At 32.7% G+C, this 15440-nt stretch carries 15 protein-coding genes, 1 tRNA gene and 2 rRNA genes; 16 read left to right on the top strand and 2 right to left on the bottom strand.

Annotation, left to right across the window (positions count from 1 at the left end):
• Together BP92_RS0112955 and rrf are read left to right on the top strand one after the other, a co-directional pair.
• Positions 1 to 192 (top strand): 23S ribosomal RNA (locus BP92_RS0112955); the annotation flags it as partial.
• 168 nt (positions 193 to 360) lie between these two features.
• Positions 361 to 470: ribosomal RNA gene (rrf, locus tag BP92_RS0112950) — 5S ribosomal RNA — on the top strand.
• A gap of 94 nt (positions 471 to 564) precedes the next feature.
• Here rrf and BP92_RS0112945 read toward each other — a convergent pair.
• Entirely contained in the window at positions 565 to 1200 is a 636-nt protein-coding gene (locus BP92_RS0112945) for an endonuclease III domain-containing protein (RefSeq protein WP_035693482.1), read from the bottom strand.
• A gap of 74 nt (positions 1201 to 1274) precedes the next feature.
• Positions 1275 to 2414, bottom strand: a complete 1140-nt coding sequence (locus tag BP92_RS0112940) for an acyl-CoA dehydrogenase (protein ID WP_026726425.1) — start codon at positions 2412 to 2414, stop codon at positions 1275 to 1277.
• Positions 2415 to 2510: 96 nt separating this feature from the next.
• Here BP92_RS0112940 and BP92_RS0112935 point away from each other — a divergent pair, with 96 nt between their 5' ends.
• The 14 genes from BP92_RS0112935 to BP92_RS16365 all read left to right on the top strand — a co-directional run.
• Positions 2511 to 3572, top strand: a complete 1062-nt coding sequence (locus BP92_RS0112935) for an anhydro-N-acetylmuramic acid kinase (RefSeq protein WP_026726424.1) — start codon at positions 2511 to 2513, stop codon at positions 3570 to 3572.
• 90 nt (positions 3573 to 3662) lie between these two features.
• Positions 3663 to 4889, top strand: coding sequence for a Glu/Leu/Phe/Val dehydrogenase dimerization domain-containing protein (locus tag BP92_RS0112930; RefSeq protein WP_026726423.1), 1227 nt, complete (start codon positions 3663 to 3665; stop codon positions 4887 to 4889).
• Between the two features lie 11 nt (positions 4890 to 4900).
• A complete protein-coding gene (gene nhaD / locus BP92_RS0112925; protein ID WP_026726422.1) occupies positions 4901 to 6274 on the top strand; it encodes a sodium:proton antiporter NhaD in 1374 nt (457 codons plus the stop codon).
• A gap of 48 nt (positions 6275 to 6322) precedes the next feature.
• Positions 6323 to 7027, top strand: a complete 705-nt coding sequence (locus BP92_RS0112920) for a MotA/TolQ/ExbB proton channel family protein (RefSeq protein WP_026726421.1) — start codon at positions 6323 to 6325, stop codon at positions 7025 to 7027.
• Positions 7027 to 7422 (top strand): ExbD/TolR family protein, encoded by a 396-nt coding sequence (locus tag BP92_RS0112915; protein WP_026726420.1) that lies wholly within the window; start codon positions 7027 to 7029, stop codon positions 7420 to 7422. Before BP92_RS0112920 ends, BP92_RS0112915 begins: the two co-directional genes overlap by 1 nt.
• A gap of 7 nt (positions 7423 to 7429) precedes the next feature.
• Positions 7430 to 8236: an energy transducer TonB gene (locus BP92_RS0112910; protein ID WP_026726419.1), complete on the top strand. Its 807-nt coding sequence runs from the start codon at positions 7430 to 7432 to the stop codon at positions 8234 to 8236.
• Positions 8237 to 8258: 22 nt separating this feature from the next.
• The gene (locus tag BP92_RS0112905) at positions 8259 to 9473 is read left to right on the top strand and encodes a bifunctional folylpolyglutamate synthase/dihydrofolate synthase (protein WP_026726418.1); all 1215 of its coding nucleotides are present in this window, start codon (positions 8259 to 8261) and stop codon (positions 9471 to 9473) included.
• Positions 9474 to 9555: 82 nt separating this feature from the next.
• Positions 9556 to 9630 (top strand) — tRNA-Val (locus tag BP92_RS0112900).
• Between the two features lie 272 nt (positions 9631 to 9902).
• Positions 9903 to 10445 (top strand): phage integrase SAM-like domain-containing protein, encoded by a 543-nt coding sequence (locus tag BP92_RS17475; RefSeq protein WP_316929531.1) that lies wholly within the window; start codon positions 9903 to 9905, stop codon positions 10443 to 10445.
• A 103-nt stretch (positions 10446 to 10548) separates the two neighbouring features.
• Positions 10549 to 11142: a site-specific integrase gene (locus BP92_RS17470; protein ID WP_316929530.1), complete on the top strand. Its 594-nt coding sequence runs from the start codon at positions 10549 to 10551 to the stop codon at positions 11140 to 11142.
• A 241-nt stretch (positions 11143 to 11383) separates the two neighbouring features.
• Positions 11384 to 11983, top strand: a complete 600-nt coding sequence (locus tag BP92_RS0112890; RefSeq protein ID WP_316929529.1) for a TetR/AcrR family transcriptional regulator — start codon at positions 11384 to 11386, stop codon at positions 11981 to 11983.
• Positions 11984 to 11986: 3 nt separating this feature from the next.
• Positions 11987 to 13327 (top strand): TolC family protein, encoded by a 1341-nt coding sequence (locus BP92_RS0112885; RefSeq protein ID WP_026726416.1) that lies wholly within the window; start codon positions 11987 to 11989, stop codon positions 13325 to 13327.
• Positions 13328 to 13332: 5 nt separating this feature from the next.
• Positions 13333 to 14400 (top strand): efflux RND transporter periplasmic adaptor subunit, encoded by a 1068-nt coding sequence (locus tag BP92_RS0112880; RefSeq protein WP_026726415.1) that lies wholly within the window; start codon positions 13333 to 13335, stop codon positions 14398 to 14400.
• 9 nt (positions 14401 to 14409) lie between these two features.
• The coding region (locus BP92_RS16365; RefSeq protein WP_026724500.1) for an efflux RND transporter permease subunit at positions 14410 to 15440 on the top strand (1031 nt) is incomplete at its 3' end.

The following is a 15440-nucleotide window of genomic DNA, read 5'->3' as shown; positions in this document are numbered from 1 at the left end:
GTTGTTCCGCCAGGAGCACTGCAGAGTAGCTACGTCGGGAAGGGATAAGCGCTGAAAGCATATAAGCGCGAAACCCACCACAAGATGAGATTTCTTTTAAGGGTCGTGGAAGATGACCACGTTGATAGGCTATAGATGTAAAGGCAGTAATGTCATAGTCGAGTAGTACTAATAACCCGTTAGCTTATGTACAAGCCTCCCCGCTTTGGCGGGGAGCGAAACTTTCTTACCTTCGAGTAACCTCAGGTAACTTTTTAAACGATTTATCTCAGTATGTTAAGATATTGTTTTAATTATTAATTGTTAATTGTTAATTATCAATTATTAATTAAAAAAATTGCTCAAAGCAATTTAACCTCTTAAGGTGGTTATTGCGTCGGGGCTCACCTCTTCCCATTCCGAACAGAGAAGTTAAGCCCGACTGCGCAGATGGTACTGCAGTTATGTGGGAGAGTATGTCGCCGCCTTTCTTTTGAAAACCCTTCATCTATCGATGAGGGTTTTTTTGTTACCAATATGCCGTCCCAACGGGACTGAAAACACCACCTCAATAGGGTGGTTTTTTTATTGGTTTAAGTTTTTAAAATAGTTACAATGTATATTTATCGGACAATCATTACATTTTGGATTGGTTGGTCGACAGATTTCCCTGCCTAAAAATGAGAAAGCCATGCCTATTTCGTTCCAAATTTCATAAGGGAGTTGTTGCATCAATAGTTTTTCGATTTTATTCCCGTCTTCATATTTTGGTGTTAAGCCAATTCTTGGTGCAACTCTAATAACGTGTAAATCAACTATTATGCCTTCTGTTTTTTGATTGGTTTCTCTCAATATTACATTAGCTGATTTTCTTCCAATTCCTTTTAAAGCAACTAAGTCGATTAAATTTATGGGAATATTATTATCCGTTTTTAGAAGTTTAGCTATTTCAAATATCCAAGTTGTTTTAGTTGGGTAATTTTTAACTTTTGTAAAGTACGGAGTTATCTCTTCAATGTTTGAATTTGATATACTTTCCAGATTTGAATATTTTTCAAAAAAAGGAATAGTGATATTGTTAATATTCGCATCAGAATCTTGAGCAGATAAAATCACCATTATCAGTAATTGATAAGTGTTGTTATAGTGTAAAGGATGCTTTCTTCCTTTATATTTGTCAATTAAGGGTTCCAGATTCTCTTTCCAATTTTCAAATAGCATTTTTATTTTAAAGGTAATAAAAAAAAGAGTTCAGCAATTAAGTTGAACTCCTTTAGTAAATTATTTATTTTAGACTATTTCACTAAACCTCTTGAAATAACAATTCGTTGAATTTCTGAAGTTCCTTCGTAAATCTGTGTGATTTTAGAATCACGCATCATTCTTTCAACGTGGTATTCACTTACGTAACCATTTCCACCGTGAATTTGTACAGCATCATTAGCTACTTCTAAAGCGATTTCTGAAGCGTATAATTTTGCCATAGCACCAGAATGTGCAATATCTTCACCATTATCTTTTTCTGTAGCTGCTTTGTGAATTAATAATCTAGCACATGTAATTTTTACATGCATATCCGCTAATTTGAAAGCAATCGCTTGGTGATTGAAAATTGGTTTTCCGAAGGCTACACGCTCTTGAGAATATTTTAACGCTAATTCGTAAGCTCCTTGTGCAATACCTAACGCTTGAGATGCAATTCCAATTCTTCCTCCATTCAAAGTTGACATCGCGAAAGCGAATCCAAATCCGTCTGCACCAATTCTGTTTTCTTTTGGAACTTTTACATCATTAAATAATAAAGTATGTGTATCCGATCCACGGATTCCCATTTTTTTCTCTTTTGGACCTACTTCAAAACCTGGCATTCCTTTTTCTACGATAAGAACGTTAATTCCTTTGTGTCCTTTTGAAGCATCAGTTTGAGCAATTACTAAATAAGTAGAAGCTGTTCCACCATTCGTAATCCAGTTTTTAGTTCCGTTTACTAAATAATGGTCGCCCATATCAATAGCAGTTGTTCTTTGCGAAGTTGCATCAGAACCTGCTTCTGGCTCTGATAAACAGAAAGCTCCAATTTTTTCTCCTTTAGCAAGTGGAGTTAAATATTTTACTTTTTGTTCTTCTGAACCATATTTTTCTAAGCCAGCACATACTAATGAGTTGTTTACCGACATGATTACCGCTGCAGAAGCATCCACTTTTGCAATTTCTTCCATAGCTAAAACATAAGACAAACTGTCTAATCCAGCTCCTCCGTATTTTGGATCTACCATCATTCCTAAGAACCCAAGTTCTCCCATCATTTTCACTTGTTCTGTTGGGAATTTTGAATGTTCATCTCTTTCAATAACTCCAGGTAATAATTCTGTTTGAGCAAAATCTCTAGCAGCTTGCTGAATCATTAAATGCTCTTCGGTTAATTTAAAATCCATATTATTTAGATGTAATGTTTGATTATTTTGTAATTTCAGGAACCAAATGTAAAGATTAATTACCAAATTTTCAATAACAATTTGTAATTTTAACCCATGTTTAAAGAAAACTACAACGTTATCGGAGTTATGTCGGGCACATCTTTAGATGGCGTTGATTTAGCTTATATAAAATTCAAACATTCAGATTGTTGGAAGTTTGAAATTTTTCAATCAGAAACTGTTTCGTACTCGGAAGAATGGCTTACTAAATTGAAAAATGCGATTCATTTTAATCCATCTGAATTAGAAGAATTGAATGTTAGTTATACAAAACTTTTGGCTTCGATAATTTCTGAATTTATTTCTAAAAATCACCTCGCTGAAATTGATGCCGTTTGTAGTCATGGTCACACAATCTTACACCAACCTCAAAACGGATTTACACTTCAAATTGGTAATCTTCCCATAATTCGAGATTTAGTTAATCAAACGATTGTTTGTGATTTTAGAGTACAAGATGTACAACTAGGAGGTCAAGGTGCGCCATTAGTACCGATAGGAGATGAATTACTTTTTTCTCAATATGATTATTGTTTGAATTTAGGCGGATTTTCGAATGTTTCCTTTAATGAAGATGGTAATAGAATTGCATTTGATATTTCGCCCGTAAATACCGTTTTGAATTTTTATGCGAATGAATTAGGTTTTCCATATGATGATGCTGGGAATTTAGCAAGATATGGAAATGTGAATCATGAATTATTGCATAAATTGAATGATTTGGATTTTTATAAAGCACCATATCCAAAATCTCTCGGAATGGAATTCGTAAATGCTGAAATTTTTCCTTTGATATACTCGTATTCAATTGATGTAAAAGATAAGCTTAGAACTTTTGTTGAACATATTGCTGTTCAAATTTCGAAAATATGTTCAAAACCAAATGCAAAATTATTTGTCACAGGAGGAGGTGCTTATAATCGATTTTTGATTGAAAGATTGCATAATTATTTACCTACAACAGAAGTGGTAATTCCAGATGATAAAACGATTCAGTTTAAAGAAGCATTAATTTTTGGATTTTTAGGCGTATTGCGATTACTAAATGAAATTAATGTATTGTCTTCAGTGACAGGTGCTAGTAAAAACCATTCCTCTGGAGTAGTCTTTATGTAAATGTTATAAAAAACTAAAAAATAGCGTTTAGGCTTTAGTCCTTAAACAGATTATGTATATTTGTAAAACGAATAAAATTTAACCAACACAATGAAAGATTTATTAAAGAAATTTGAAAACAAAGAACCAGAAATAGTATTTAATTGGAAAGACCCTGAAACAGAAGCTGAAGGATGGACAGTAATCAACTCGTTAAGAGGTGGTGCTGCAGGTGGTGGAACTCGTATGCGTAAGGGATTAGATATGAACGAAGTACTTTCATTAGCAAAAACTATGGAAGTTAAGTTTTCAGTTTCAGGACCAGCAATTGGTGGTGCTAAATCAGGGATCAATTTTGACCCAAACGATCCAAGAAAAAAAGGTGTTTTAGAAAGATGGTATAAAGCAGTTTCTCCATTATTAAAAAATTACTACGGAACTGGTGGTGATTTGAATGTAGATGAAATTCACGAAGTTATTCCAATGACTGAAGATTGTGGTGTTTGGCATCCACAAGAAGGTGTTTTTAATGGTCACTTTAAGCCAACAGAAGCCGATAAAATCAACAGAATTGGACAATTACGTCAGGGAGTTATCAAAGTAATTGAAAATCCAAATTTCTCTCCAGATGTAAATAGAAAATATACAGTAGCAGATATGATTACTGGATATGGAGTTGCAGAAGCAGTTCGTCATTATTATACTATTTATGGTGGTGATGTTAAAGGGAAGAAAGCAATCGTTCAAGGTTTTGGAAATGTAGGTTCAGCAGCGGCTTTTTATTTAGCGCAAATGGGAGCAAAAGTTGTTGGTATTATTGATAGAGATGGTGGTGTTATCAACGAAAACGGATTCTCATTTGAAGAAATCAAAACGTTATTCTTAAACAAAGACGGAAATAAATTAGTAGCTGACAACATGATACCTTTTGCTGAAATCAATGAAAAGATTTGGTCAATGGGTGCACAAGTTTTTGCTCCATGTGCAGCTTCAAGATTAGTGACTAAAGAACAAGTTGATAGCATGATTGCTTCTGGTTTGGAAGTGATTTCAAGTGGTGCGAATGTTCCGTTTGCTGATAAAGAAATTTTCTTTGGCCCAATTATGGAAGAAACCGATAAAAAAGTAAGTTTAATTCCTGATTTCATCGCAAATTGTGGAATGGCTAGAGTTTTTGCTTATTTCATGGAGAAAAAAGTACAAATGACAGATGAAGCTATTTTCTCAGACACTTCAAATACAATAAAAAATGCAATTCAAAAAGCATATACTTTAAATGCTGATAAAAAGAATATCAGTGCTACTGCTTTTGAAATTGCATTAAAACAATTGGTATAAAAAAATAAATCATGGAAGCAATATTAATACTTCTTTTTGTAATAGGATATTTGTCAATAACCCTGGAACATCCTTTAAAATTGGATAAAACAGTTCCGGCATTATTAATGGCTTCCTTAATGTGGGCTTTATTAGCTGTAGGATTTCACAAAGGTTGGTTTTCTGTTATTGATGGTTATGGGGCAGTTTTTAATATTAATTCCGCTGATATTCATAAACAGGAGCATGGGTTTGAAGGTTTGCTTTTACATCATATTGGAAAGGTAGCTGAAATTTTGATTTTCTTAATTGGGGCTATGACCATTGTTGAGTTAATCGATTTGCACAGAGGTTTTGATGTGCTAAAAGACATGGTTAAGACCAAAAGTAAAATCAGACTTTTATGGATTACAGGTATAGTAGGTTTTATATTGTCTGCTGTAATTGATAACCTTACCGCTACAATTGTATTGATATCTTTACTGAGAAAATTAATAAATAATAGAGAAGAGAGAATTTGGTACGCTTCTTTAATTGTTATTGCAGCAAATGCTGGTGGAGCTTGGTCGCCAATTGGAGATGTTACAACAACTATGCTGTGGATTGCTAAAAAAGTTTCTGCAGGTGGTTTGTCAGAATATATTATTATTCCTGCAATTGTTTGTTTTGTAGTTCCTTATGCATTAGCTTCAAGAATGAAAATTTTTAAAGGAGAAATTGTAGTTGATGAAAAAAACCATGAAGACCGCGAACGTTTGCTAAGTAGTAAAACTATGCTTTGGTTAGGATTAGGTGCAATTGTTTTTGTTCCAGTTTTTAAAACGTTAACTCACTTGCCTCCTTATGTGGGAATGATGCTTAGTTTAGCAGTTGTTTGGATGGTTTCTGAGTACATTCATCCAGAAGATAATTTTGATAAATCGAGAAAGCATTTATATTCTGCTAATAAAGCCTTGTCACGTATTGAAATTTCAAGTATTTTATTTTTCTTAGGAATTTTAATGGCGGTAGCTGCTCTTGAGAGCTTGGTTTTTGGATCAATTAACGGACAAGAAGTAGGTACTTTACGTTATGCTGCTGAGAGTATTTCAAATGCAATTCCAAGCATGGATATAGTAGTTATACTTTTAGGGGCTTTATCTGCTATTATAGATAATGTGCCTTTAGTAGCGGCTTCTATGGGAATGTATACTTATGAGATGGATCATTCTATCTGGCATTTTATTGCATATTCTGCAGGAACTGGAGGAAGTATGCTAATTATTGGTTCTGCAGCTGGTGTTGCTGCAATGGGTATGGAAAAAATCGATTTCATTTGGTATTTAAAAAAAATAACATGGTTAGCTTTTGCTGGTTTTATGGCAGGAGCATTAACTTTTTTATTTATTGAACATTTTATTAGATAACAATAATTAATTTTAATCTACGTTTTAATTACAAATTAAGTATACAGTATGAGTTTATTTCTTCAAGCCGATAGTTTAGCGGTTGCTAGTCAAGTAGTAGCAGACGAACAAGTAACAGAAAAAACATTATCAATCTGGAGTTTGCTTACCAGTGGAGGTATTGGTGGTCAAATTATTATGATTGTTTTATTTCTTCAACTTTTCTTTGCGTTGTTTTTGTATTTCGAACGTTTGATGGCAATTAATAAAGCGTCAAAAATCGATGCTAGTTTTATGAATAATATCAAAATGAATATTATGTCAGGTAAGCTAGATGCTGCAAAAATGTTATGCGCGCAAACCAATTCGCCTGTGGCACGATTAATTGAAAAAGGAATATCTCGTATTGGAAAACCTTTAGAAGACATCAATACAGCAATTGAAAATGCAGGTAACTTAGAGTTATATAAATTAGAGAAAAATACAAGTATGTTGGCTACCATTTCAGGAGCTGGACCAATGGTTGGTTTCCTTGGTACTGTTGTTGGTATGATTCTTGCTTTCCATGAAATGGCAAGTGGTGGTGGACAAATTGAAGTGGGTGTTTTAGCGGAAGGTATTTACACAGCTATGACCACTACAGTTGTTGGATTAGTTGTTGGTATTATTGCTTATGTTGGTTATAACCATTTAGTTGTAAAAACGAATAAAGTAGTAAACCAAATGGAAGCCAATGCAGTTGATTTCTTAGATTTATTAAACGAGCCAGTATAATGAAGTTAGGTAAAACAAGAAATAAAGTTTCAACAGAATTCAATATGTCGTCAATGACCGACATAGTGTTCTTGTTACTTATCTTTTTCATGCTAACTTCTACTATGGTAACTACAAATGCATTAGATATCGTTTTGCCGAAAGCTAAAGGGAAAACAGATAGTAATAAAAGTACATCGGTTAGTATTGATAAGGATTTAAACTTTTTTATAGATAAAGACAAAGTGAACGAAGCCGATTTAGAAAAACAATTATTGGCTTTGTTTGCTAATTCTGAAAATAAGGCTATCGTGTTGCGTGCCGAAAAATCGGTTCCACATGAAAAAGTGGTTAAGGTTATGGAAATTGCCTATCGTAATCAAATAAAAATGGTTATTGCGGTTAATCCTAAATAGTTAAATCATGAAATTTTTAGAAACACCAGAGGAAAAAAAATCATTCACAATAACTTCGGTTATTTTTGTGATACTCTTTCTGTTGTTTACTATTTTTGGATTAACCTATATGGATCCTCCGCCTGAAAATGGAATCGCTGTTAACTTTGGAACTAGCGATACGGGTAGTGGTGAAATACAACCAACAGAACCCGTGCAAATGTCGCCCGATCAAGCGCAGTCAGAACCTGTTCCGGCAGAAGAAGATGATGTGTTAACGCAAGATGAAGAAGCTCCAATTACGTTACCTAAAAAAGAAGTAAAAAAACCAGTTGTAAAACCTTCAGAAAACAAGCCTGTTGTAAAACCAACAGAGACCAAACCTGTAAAACCTAGTAACAGTGCTTTGAATAGCATTATTAAAGGTCCAAAACAAGATGGTACAACACAATCAGGTCATGGGGATGATAATGAAGGTGGCGATAAAGGAAATCCTAACGGTAGCTTATATGCTAATAGTTTTTACGGTAATGGTTCTGGTGATGGAATTGGAACTGGAAAAGGAACAGGTTGGGGATTAGCTGGAAGAAAATTATCAGGTAATAGTAAAAGAGTACAAGATTGTAATGAATCTGGAAAGGTTGTAGTTAAGATTTGGGTTAATCGTCAAGGCAATGTTATAAAAGCAGAACGTTCTCAAGGGACAACTAATACCAATCCTTGTTTAGTAAATCCAGCATTAGAAACGGCCAAAACTTTCAAATGGCAACCCGATGCTAATGCGCCCGAAACTCAAATTGGTTTTGTGGTTGTGAATTTCCAAGTAGGAGAATAATTTCTTTATTATCCCATTCAAAATGACGTATCAAGAAACCACAGCATGGTTATTTAGCCAGTTACCAATGTTTCAAATGCAAGGCGCTTCGGCCTATAAAAAAGATTTGACCAATACTTTATTGTTGGTAGAACATTTGCAACATCCCGAATCCAAATTCAAATCAATTCACGTAGCTGGAACCAACGGAAAAGGGTCAACGTCATCTATGATTGCTTCGATTCTTCAAGAAGCTGGATATAAAGTAGGTTTGTACACTTCACCTCATTTAAAAGATTTTCGTGAACGTATTCGCATTAATGGCGAAATGATTTCCGAAGATTTTGTGGTTGATTTTGTTGCTCAAAATAAATCGTTTTTCGAAGCTAATCAATTAAGTTTTTTTGAAATGACGGTTGGTTTAGCCTTTGATTATTTTGCCAAAGAACAAGTGGATGTGGCCGTAATTGAAGTTGGAATGGGAGGTAGGTTAGATTCTACCAATGTAATTACTCCATTAGTTTCTGTAATAACAAATATTGGTTTTGATCATACGCAGTTTTTAGGAGATACATTGCCGAAAATTGCTGCTGAAAAAGCTGGAATTATAAAATCAAATGTTCCAGTAGTTATTGGAGAATATTCGGAAGAGACAAAACCCATTTTTATTGCTAAAGCAAAATTAGAAAATGCACCGATATATTTTGCTCAAAATAATTTAGAAGTTACTTACGAATGCGCTTTGTTAGGAGATTATCAGGTTCATAATAAGAAAACAGTTCTTCAAGCCATCAAATTATTACAATCACAATTTAAAATAGAGGAAAATCATATTAAGTTAGGATTGAAAAATGTAATTCAAAATACAGGATTACTTGGTAGATGGCAAATTTTAAAACAAAAACCTTTTACTGTTTGTGATACGGCTCACAATAGTCACGGATTAAAAATAGTATTGAATCAAATTCAAAAGCATTCTTTTGAAACGCTTCATATAGTTTTAGGTGTGGTAAATGATAAGGATTTAGATTCAATTTTACCATTATTTCCCAAAAGTGCGAAATATTATTTCTGTAAACCTAATGTTCCTCGCGGATTAGATGCTGAAATTTTAAAACAAAAAGCAATTGATTTTAGTTTGTTTGGAAGAGTATTTAATTCGGTATCAGAAGCTTATGATGAAGCTGTTAATTCAGCGAAAGATTCTGATTTTATTTACATAGGCGGAAGTACTTTTGTAGTGGCAGAAATTGTGTAATTTTTTTTCAAAAACACTTGCAGATACAAATAATCCTTGTATATTTGCACTCGCAATACGGTAATAGTAAAGCAATTTATTGGGGCGATTAGCTCAGCTGGTTCAGAGCACCTCGTTTACACCGAGGGGGTCGGGGGTTCGAACCCCTCATCGCCCACACATTTAAAAACAAATGGTTACAAAAGCCGATAAATCTTAAGATTTATCGGCTTTTTGCTTTGGGACATATACCAAATTATTCATTCAATCTTAATGCTAAAGGGACAAAATCGAGACCCTAAAAAAAATTACAATTTTGGGTCTCGCTAAATTCTCTCAAGCACTGTAAACACTGTGCTAACAACCTGTTCAATACTTGTTCAAAAAGTGTACATCTTGTTTACTAAAAGTTTAAAAATTAAATTGAATACTAATTAAAAGGTCACCACCATGAAAGCAAAAATCACTGTGCATATTTATGCAAAAACTTCAAAAGCCAACAAAAATGGTCAATTACCAATTTATTTCAGGTTAACTGTAAACGGAGAACGTTTTGAATTCAGTACTAAAAAATTCATTGATAAATCAAAATGGTCTTCAGAACAATCAAAAATGAAAGGTAATTCAGAAGAAGCTAGGACAATAAATAACTATCTTGATTTAATGAAATCAAAAGTTTTTGATATTCAGATGGAATTGCTCCACAAAAATGAAGATTTGACAATTGAAAATTTTAAATCAAAACTAACCGGAGTACAAGAACGTGAGCGAATGATCATTCCAATCTATCAAAGCCATAATGATAAAATTAAAGACCTAATTGGAAATGGTTATGCCTATGGAACTTTAGAACGATTTAATATTTCATTAAAACATTTGCAGGAGTTTATCCTTTGGAAATATAACATGAATGATATTAGCATCAATAAAATCGACTATGCCTTTGTAACCGATTTTGAATTTTATTTGAGAAGTGTAAAAAAAATGCAATAACAATACGGCTGTCAAATATGTTAGAAATTTTAGAAAAATCATAAAGATATGCCTGGATAATGATTGGTTAGATAAAGACCCAACTACTCGATATGAAGGTAAAATGAAAGAAGTTGAAAGAGACTTTTTGACTGAAGAGGAATTATTGAAAATCTACAACAAGAAAATTTCATCAGAAAGACTACAACTAGTTAGAGATATTTTCATTTTTTCATGCTACACTGGTTTAGCCTACATTGATGTAAAAGGATTGAAAAAGGATCATATTGGTATAGGCATTGATGGAGAGAAATGGATTTTCAAAAACCGTCAAAAAACAGATACAAAATCAAAAATACCAGTATTACCTATTGCCCAAGAAATAATTAATAAATACGAAAGTCATCCAAAATGTTTAAATGATGATAGTATTTTACCAATTTTAACAAACCAAAAAATGAATGCTTATCTAAAAGAAATTGGTGATTTATGTGACATCCCAAAAGAAATAACGTTCCACATGGCGAGACACACATTCGCAACCTCTGTAACATTAACAAATGGAGTTCCAATTGAAACGGTTAGTAAAATGCTAGGACACAAAAACCTTCACACAACCCAGCATTATGCTAAAGTATTAGATAGAAAAGTGTGTGACGATATGAAAATATTAAAAAACAAATTATCTATACAAAATTTTAAAGCTGAAACTTCTTAGTGGTTACTTTCACTTTTCCATCAAAATAGATTATAGATGATGATTAAAACAAAATATTTTCTTGATAAATGACCTTTAAAGAAATTTGTTTTTAAACATAAATGATTTATTAAACATAAAGAGTAATGTAAAAAATACTTAATGCCTATTTAAATTTTCAATAATTAAATGTTAATTTTTCTAAAAAAACTCGGAAACTATTTTGGTGCTAAAGTTTTCTTTGTATATTTGCAAAAAAAAAATGATGAAAGAGCAAATTATAAAAACCGCAAAACTTATGTTTTTGAAGCTAGGATTCAAAAGTGTTACTATGGATGATATCGCAAGTGAAATAGGAATATCTAAAAAAACCATATACAAGTATTTTAGCAATAAAGATATTTTGATAGAAAATACTATTGAATTAGCATTTAGCGAAGTCCAAGAAATTATTATTAAAATTGAAAATCTAAATTTGAATGCAATAGAAGAAAATTTTGAGATGAAAAGAATGTTTAGAGAGATGTTTAAAGGGTCTGATACATCACCTCTTTACCAATTAAAAAAACATTATCTTGAAATATATGAAAAAGTTCTAACTGTCCAATCAGAAATATTAATAGTTTGCTTTCGAAAAAACATCATTAAAGGAATCAAAGAAGGCTTGTACAGAGAAAATGTGGTTATTGATGAGTATGTGAAATTTTATCAGATATTAATCTTCAACATCAATGAAAACACTGCATCAGGTATTGAAGCTGAAGAATTAGAAGTAAAAGCTTTGGAATATCACATTAGAGCAATGGCAACTTTAGCAGGAATTATCGAATTAGAAAAACACCTTAAAAATCCAATTATATAAACAATGAAGAAAACAATTCTCATAACATTATTAACTTTTACACTGTCGGTAAGTGCGCAAGAAGTGACACCACTAACATTAAAAGATGCTATAACTTTTGCGCTTGAAAACAAAGCAGAAGCTAAGAAAGCAAAATTAGAAGTAGAAAATAGCGAGTATAAAATTCAAGAAGTTCGTTCGAGAGCTTTACCGCAAATTTCGGCTAATGGAAGCATGACATACAATCCTATTCTCCAATTAAATGCTTTACCAGGCGATTTCTTTGGAGCTCCAGGAACTACAATTTTAGCACCACTTGGACAAGAATGGAACTCGGTAGCAGGCGTTTCTTTAAATCAAGCTTTGTTTGACCAATCGGTTTTTACAGGTTTAAAAGCGGCAAAATCTACCAGAGAATTTTACCAAATAAACGCACAATTAACTGAAGAACAAGTTATCGAACGTGTTGCAAATGCCTATTATCAAGTATATGTGCAACAACAAAAACTTATTGTAGTTGATAACAATTTGAAAAACACAAACAAAGTAAAAGACATCATCAAAGGGCAATATGACAATGGTTTGGCTAAAAAAATTGATTACGATAGAATTACCGTTCGTGTAAACAATATCAATTCACTTCGTCAGCAAATTTTAAATGCGATTTCGCTTCAAGAGAATGCCTTAAAATTTTATATGGGAATGCCAATGGAAAACAAAATCATCATTCCTAATACCGCTTTTGAAGTTACACCACAAGACTTATCATCAACAGCTGATGTTACTAGAAGAACCGAATATTTGTTACTTAAAAAACAAGAACAATTATTAACCTACCAAAAAAAGGCAGCTCAAGCAGCTTATTATCCAACACTATCATTAACTGGAAGTTACAATTATATTGGTCAAGGTCCAGAAATGCCATTATTTGCAAAACCAGCTGATGGTGTTTATTGGTCAGACTTTTCTTCTATTGGATTAAGTTTAAGAGTTCCATTATTTACAGGATTTGGAACAAGAGCAAAAGTAAGACAAGCAAACAATGCATTAAGTTCGATAAAAGTAGATCTTGATGACACAAAATTAGCTTTGGATTTAGCGTTTGATAATGCAAAAAAACAACTTGAAAACAGTTTGATAACCATCAACAATCAAAAGGAAAACGCGCAACTTGCTAAAGAAGTTTTTGATAATACCAATAACAACTTCACACAAGGATTAGCTGCATTAACCGATTTATTAGATGCTGAAAACGCAATGGTAGAAGCACAAAACAATTATACTAATGCTATTTTAGAATACAAATTAGCTGAAATTCAATTCATAAAATCAAAAGGCGAACTTAAAACACTAACCAATAAATAATTAAAATGAAAAAGACAATTATAACCATAGTAATCATTTTAGCCTCATTAGGTATAATCGGATTTATATTAACTAAAAACAAAGCAGAAAACGAAGCTAAAACAGCAATCGTAGCCGAAAAAAACGCATCAGTTTCAGTAAAAGTGGATACGGTAAAAACAGAAGAAGTTTCATTAGATTTCGTATCAAACGGAAACTTTGAACCAATTCAAGAATTAAAATTTTCTGCTGAAAAATCCGGGAAAGTAACTCAAGTTTTAGTTAAAGAAGGTGATTATGTAAAAGCAGGACAAACACTTGCTATTGTAAGAAGTGATGTTATTAACGTAAATGCTCAAAACGCAAATGCGGTATATCAAAACGCTGTTGCAGATTATACAAGATTTGAAAATGCTTTTAAAACAGGTGGTGTAACGAAACAACAATTAGACCAAGCAAGATTAGCAATGGTAAATGCTAAAGCAAATTTAACGCAAGCTAATATCAACGTAGGTGATACTAGAATTAAAGCGCCAATTAATGGTTTTATCAATAAAAAATTCATTGAACCAGGATCTATTTTATCTGGAATGCCACCAACAGAATTGTTCGAAATTGTAAACGTATCTAAATTAAAATTAAAAGTTACGGTTAACGAAAGTCAAGTAGCTAGCTTAAAAGTAGGAAGCGTAATTAAAGTAGGTTCAAACGTGTATCCTGACAAAGAATTTACTGGAAAAATTACTTTCATTGCTCCAAAAGCAGATGCAAGTTTAAACTTCCCAGTTGAAATTGAAATCACAAATAACACTTCAAACGACTTAAAAGCGGGAATGTATGGAACAGCAAAATTTGCTTCGAACCAACAAAAACAAACGTTGAAAATTGTACCAAGAAATGCATTTGTTGGAAGTGTTAGCAGCAACGAAATTTTTGTAATTGAAAACGGAACAGCTAAACTTAAAAAAGTAACAGCAGGTAGAATTTTAGGAGATAAAGTAGAAATCTTAGACGGATTATCTAACGGAGAAATTGTAATTGTAACTGGACAAATCAACTTACAAGACGGAAACGCTGTTGAAGTTATTAAATAATAAAAACATATGAAATTAGCAGAAATATCGATCAAACGTCCGTCGTTAGTAATTGTATTGTTTACAATTCTAACACTTGGTGGACTGTTCAGTTATAGCAATTTAGGTTACGAATTGATTCCTAAATTTGAAACCAACGTAATTACAATTGCGACAATTTATCCTGGTGCATCGCCAAGTGAAATTGAAAATACGGTAACTAAAAAAATTGAAGATGCCGTAGCTTCTTTAGAAAACATCAAAAAAATTGATGCCAAATCGTACGAAAGTTTATCAACCGTATCCATTACATTAACTTCAAATGCTGATGTAAATGTTTCGATGAACGATGCGCAACGTAAAATTAACGCCATCATTAGTGATTTACCAGATGATGCAGAAACACCTTCGTTAACTAAATTCTCCTTGAGTGATTTACCAATTATGACAATTGGTGCCAACGGAAAAATGGACGAAGTTGCTTTTTACGACTTAATTGATAAAAAATTAGCTCCAATTTTATCTCGTGTTCAAGGTGTCGCGCAAGTAAACATTATTGGTGGACAAGAGAGAGAAATTCAAGTAAATCTTGATGCAGTAAAAATGCAAGGTTACGGACTTTCGATTCCGCAAGTGCAACAAAATATTTTATCGTCAAATTTGGATTTCCCTACAGGAAACATTCAAACGCGTGACCAAAAAATATTAATCCGTTTAGCTGGAAAATATAAGAATGTTGAAGAATTAAGAAACTTAATTGTATCTTCTAAAAACGGAATTCAAGTTCGTTTAGGTGATATTGCTGATGTTCAAGACACTCAAAAGATTGCTGAAAAAGTTGCTCGTGTAGATCAAAAAAGTGCTATTCTTTTACAAATTGTAAAACAATCTGATGCGAATGCTGTAGCGGTAAGTGAAGAATTAGTAAAAACCATCAACAAATTAGAAAACGATTATAAATCAAAAGGATTACAATTAGAAATCGCAAAAGACAGTACGATTTTTACTTTAGAAGCAGCAGATGCGGTAGTTCACGATTTACTTATTGCGGTTATATTAGT

It is taken from the genome of Flavobacterium sasangense DSM 21067, from assembly GCF_000686885.1.
Classification (GTDB): Bacteria; Bacteroidota; Bacteroidia; order Flavobacteriales; family Flavobacteriaceae; genus Flavobacterium; species Flavobacterium sasangense.
The sequence above is the reverse complement of the archived record's forward strand: the minus strand, read 5'-3'. Positions and strand labels throughout refer to the sequence as shown.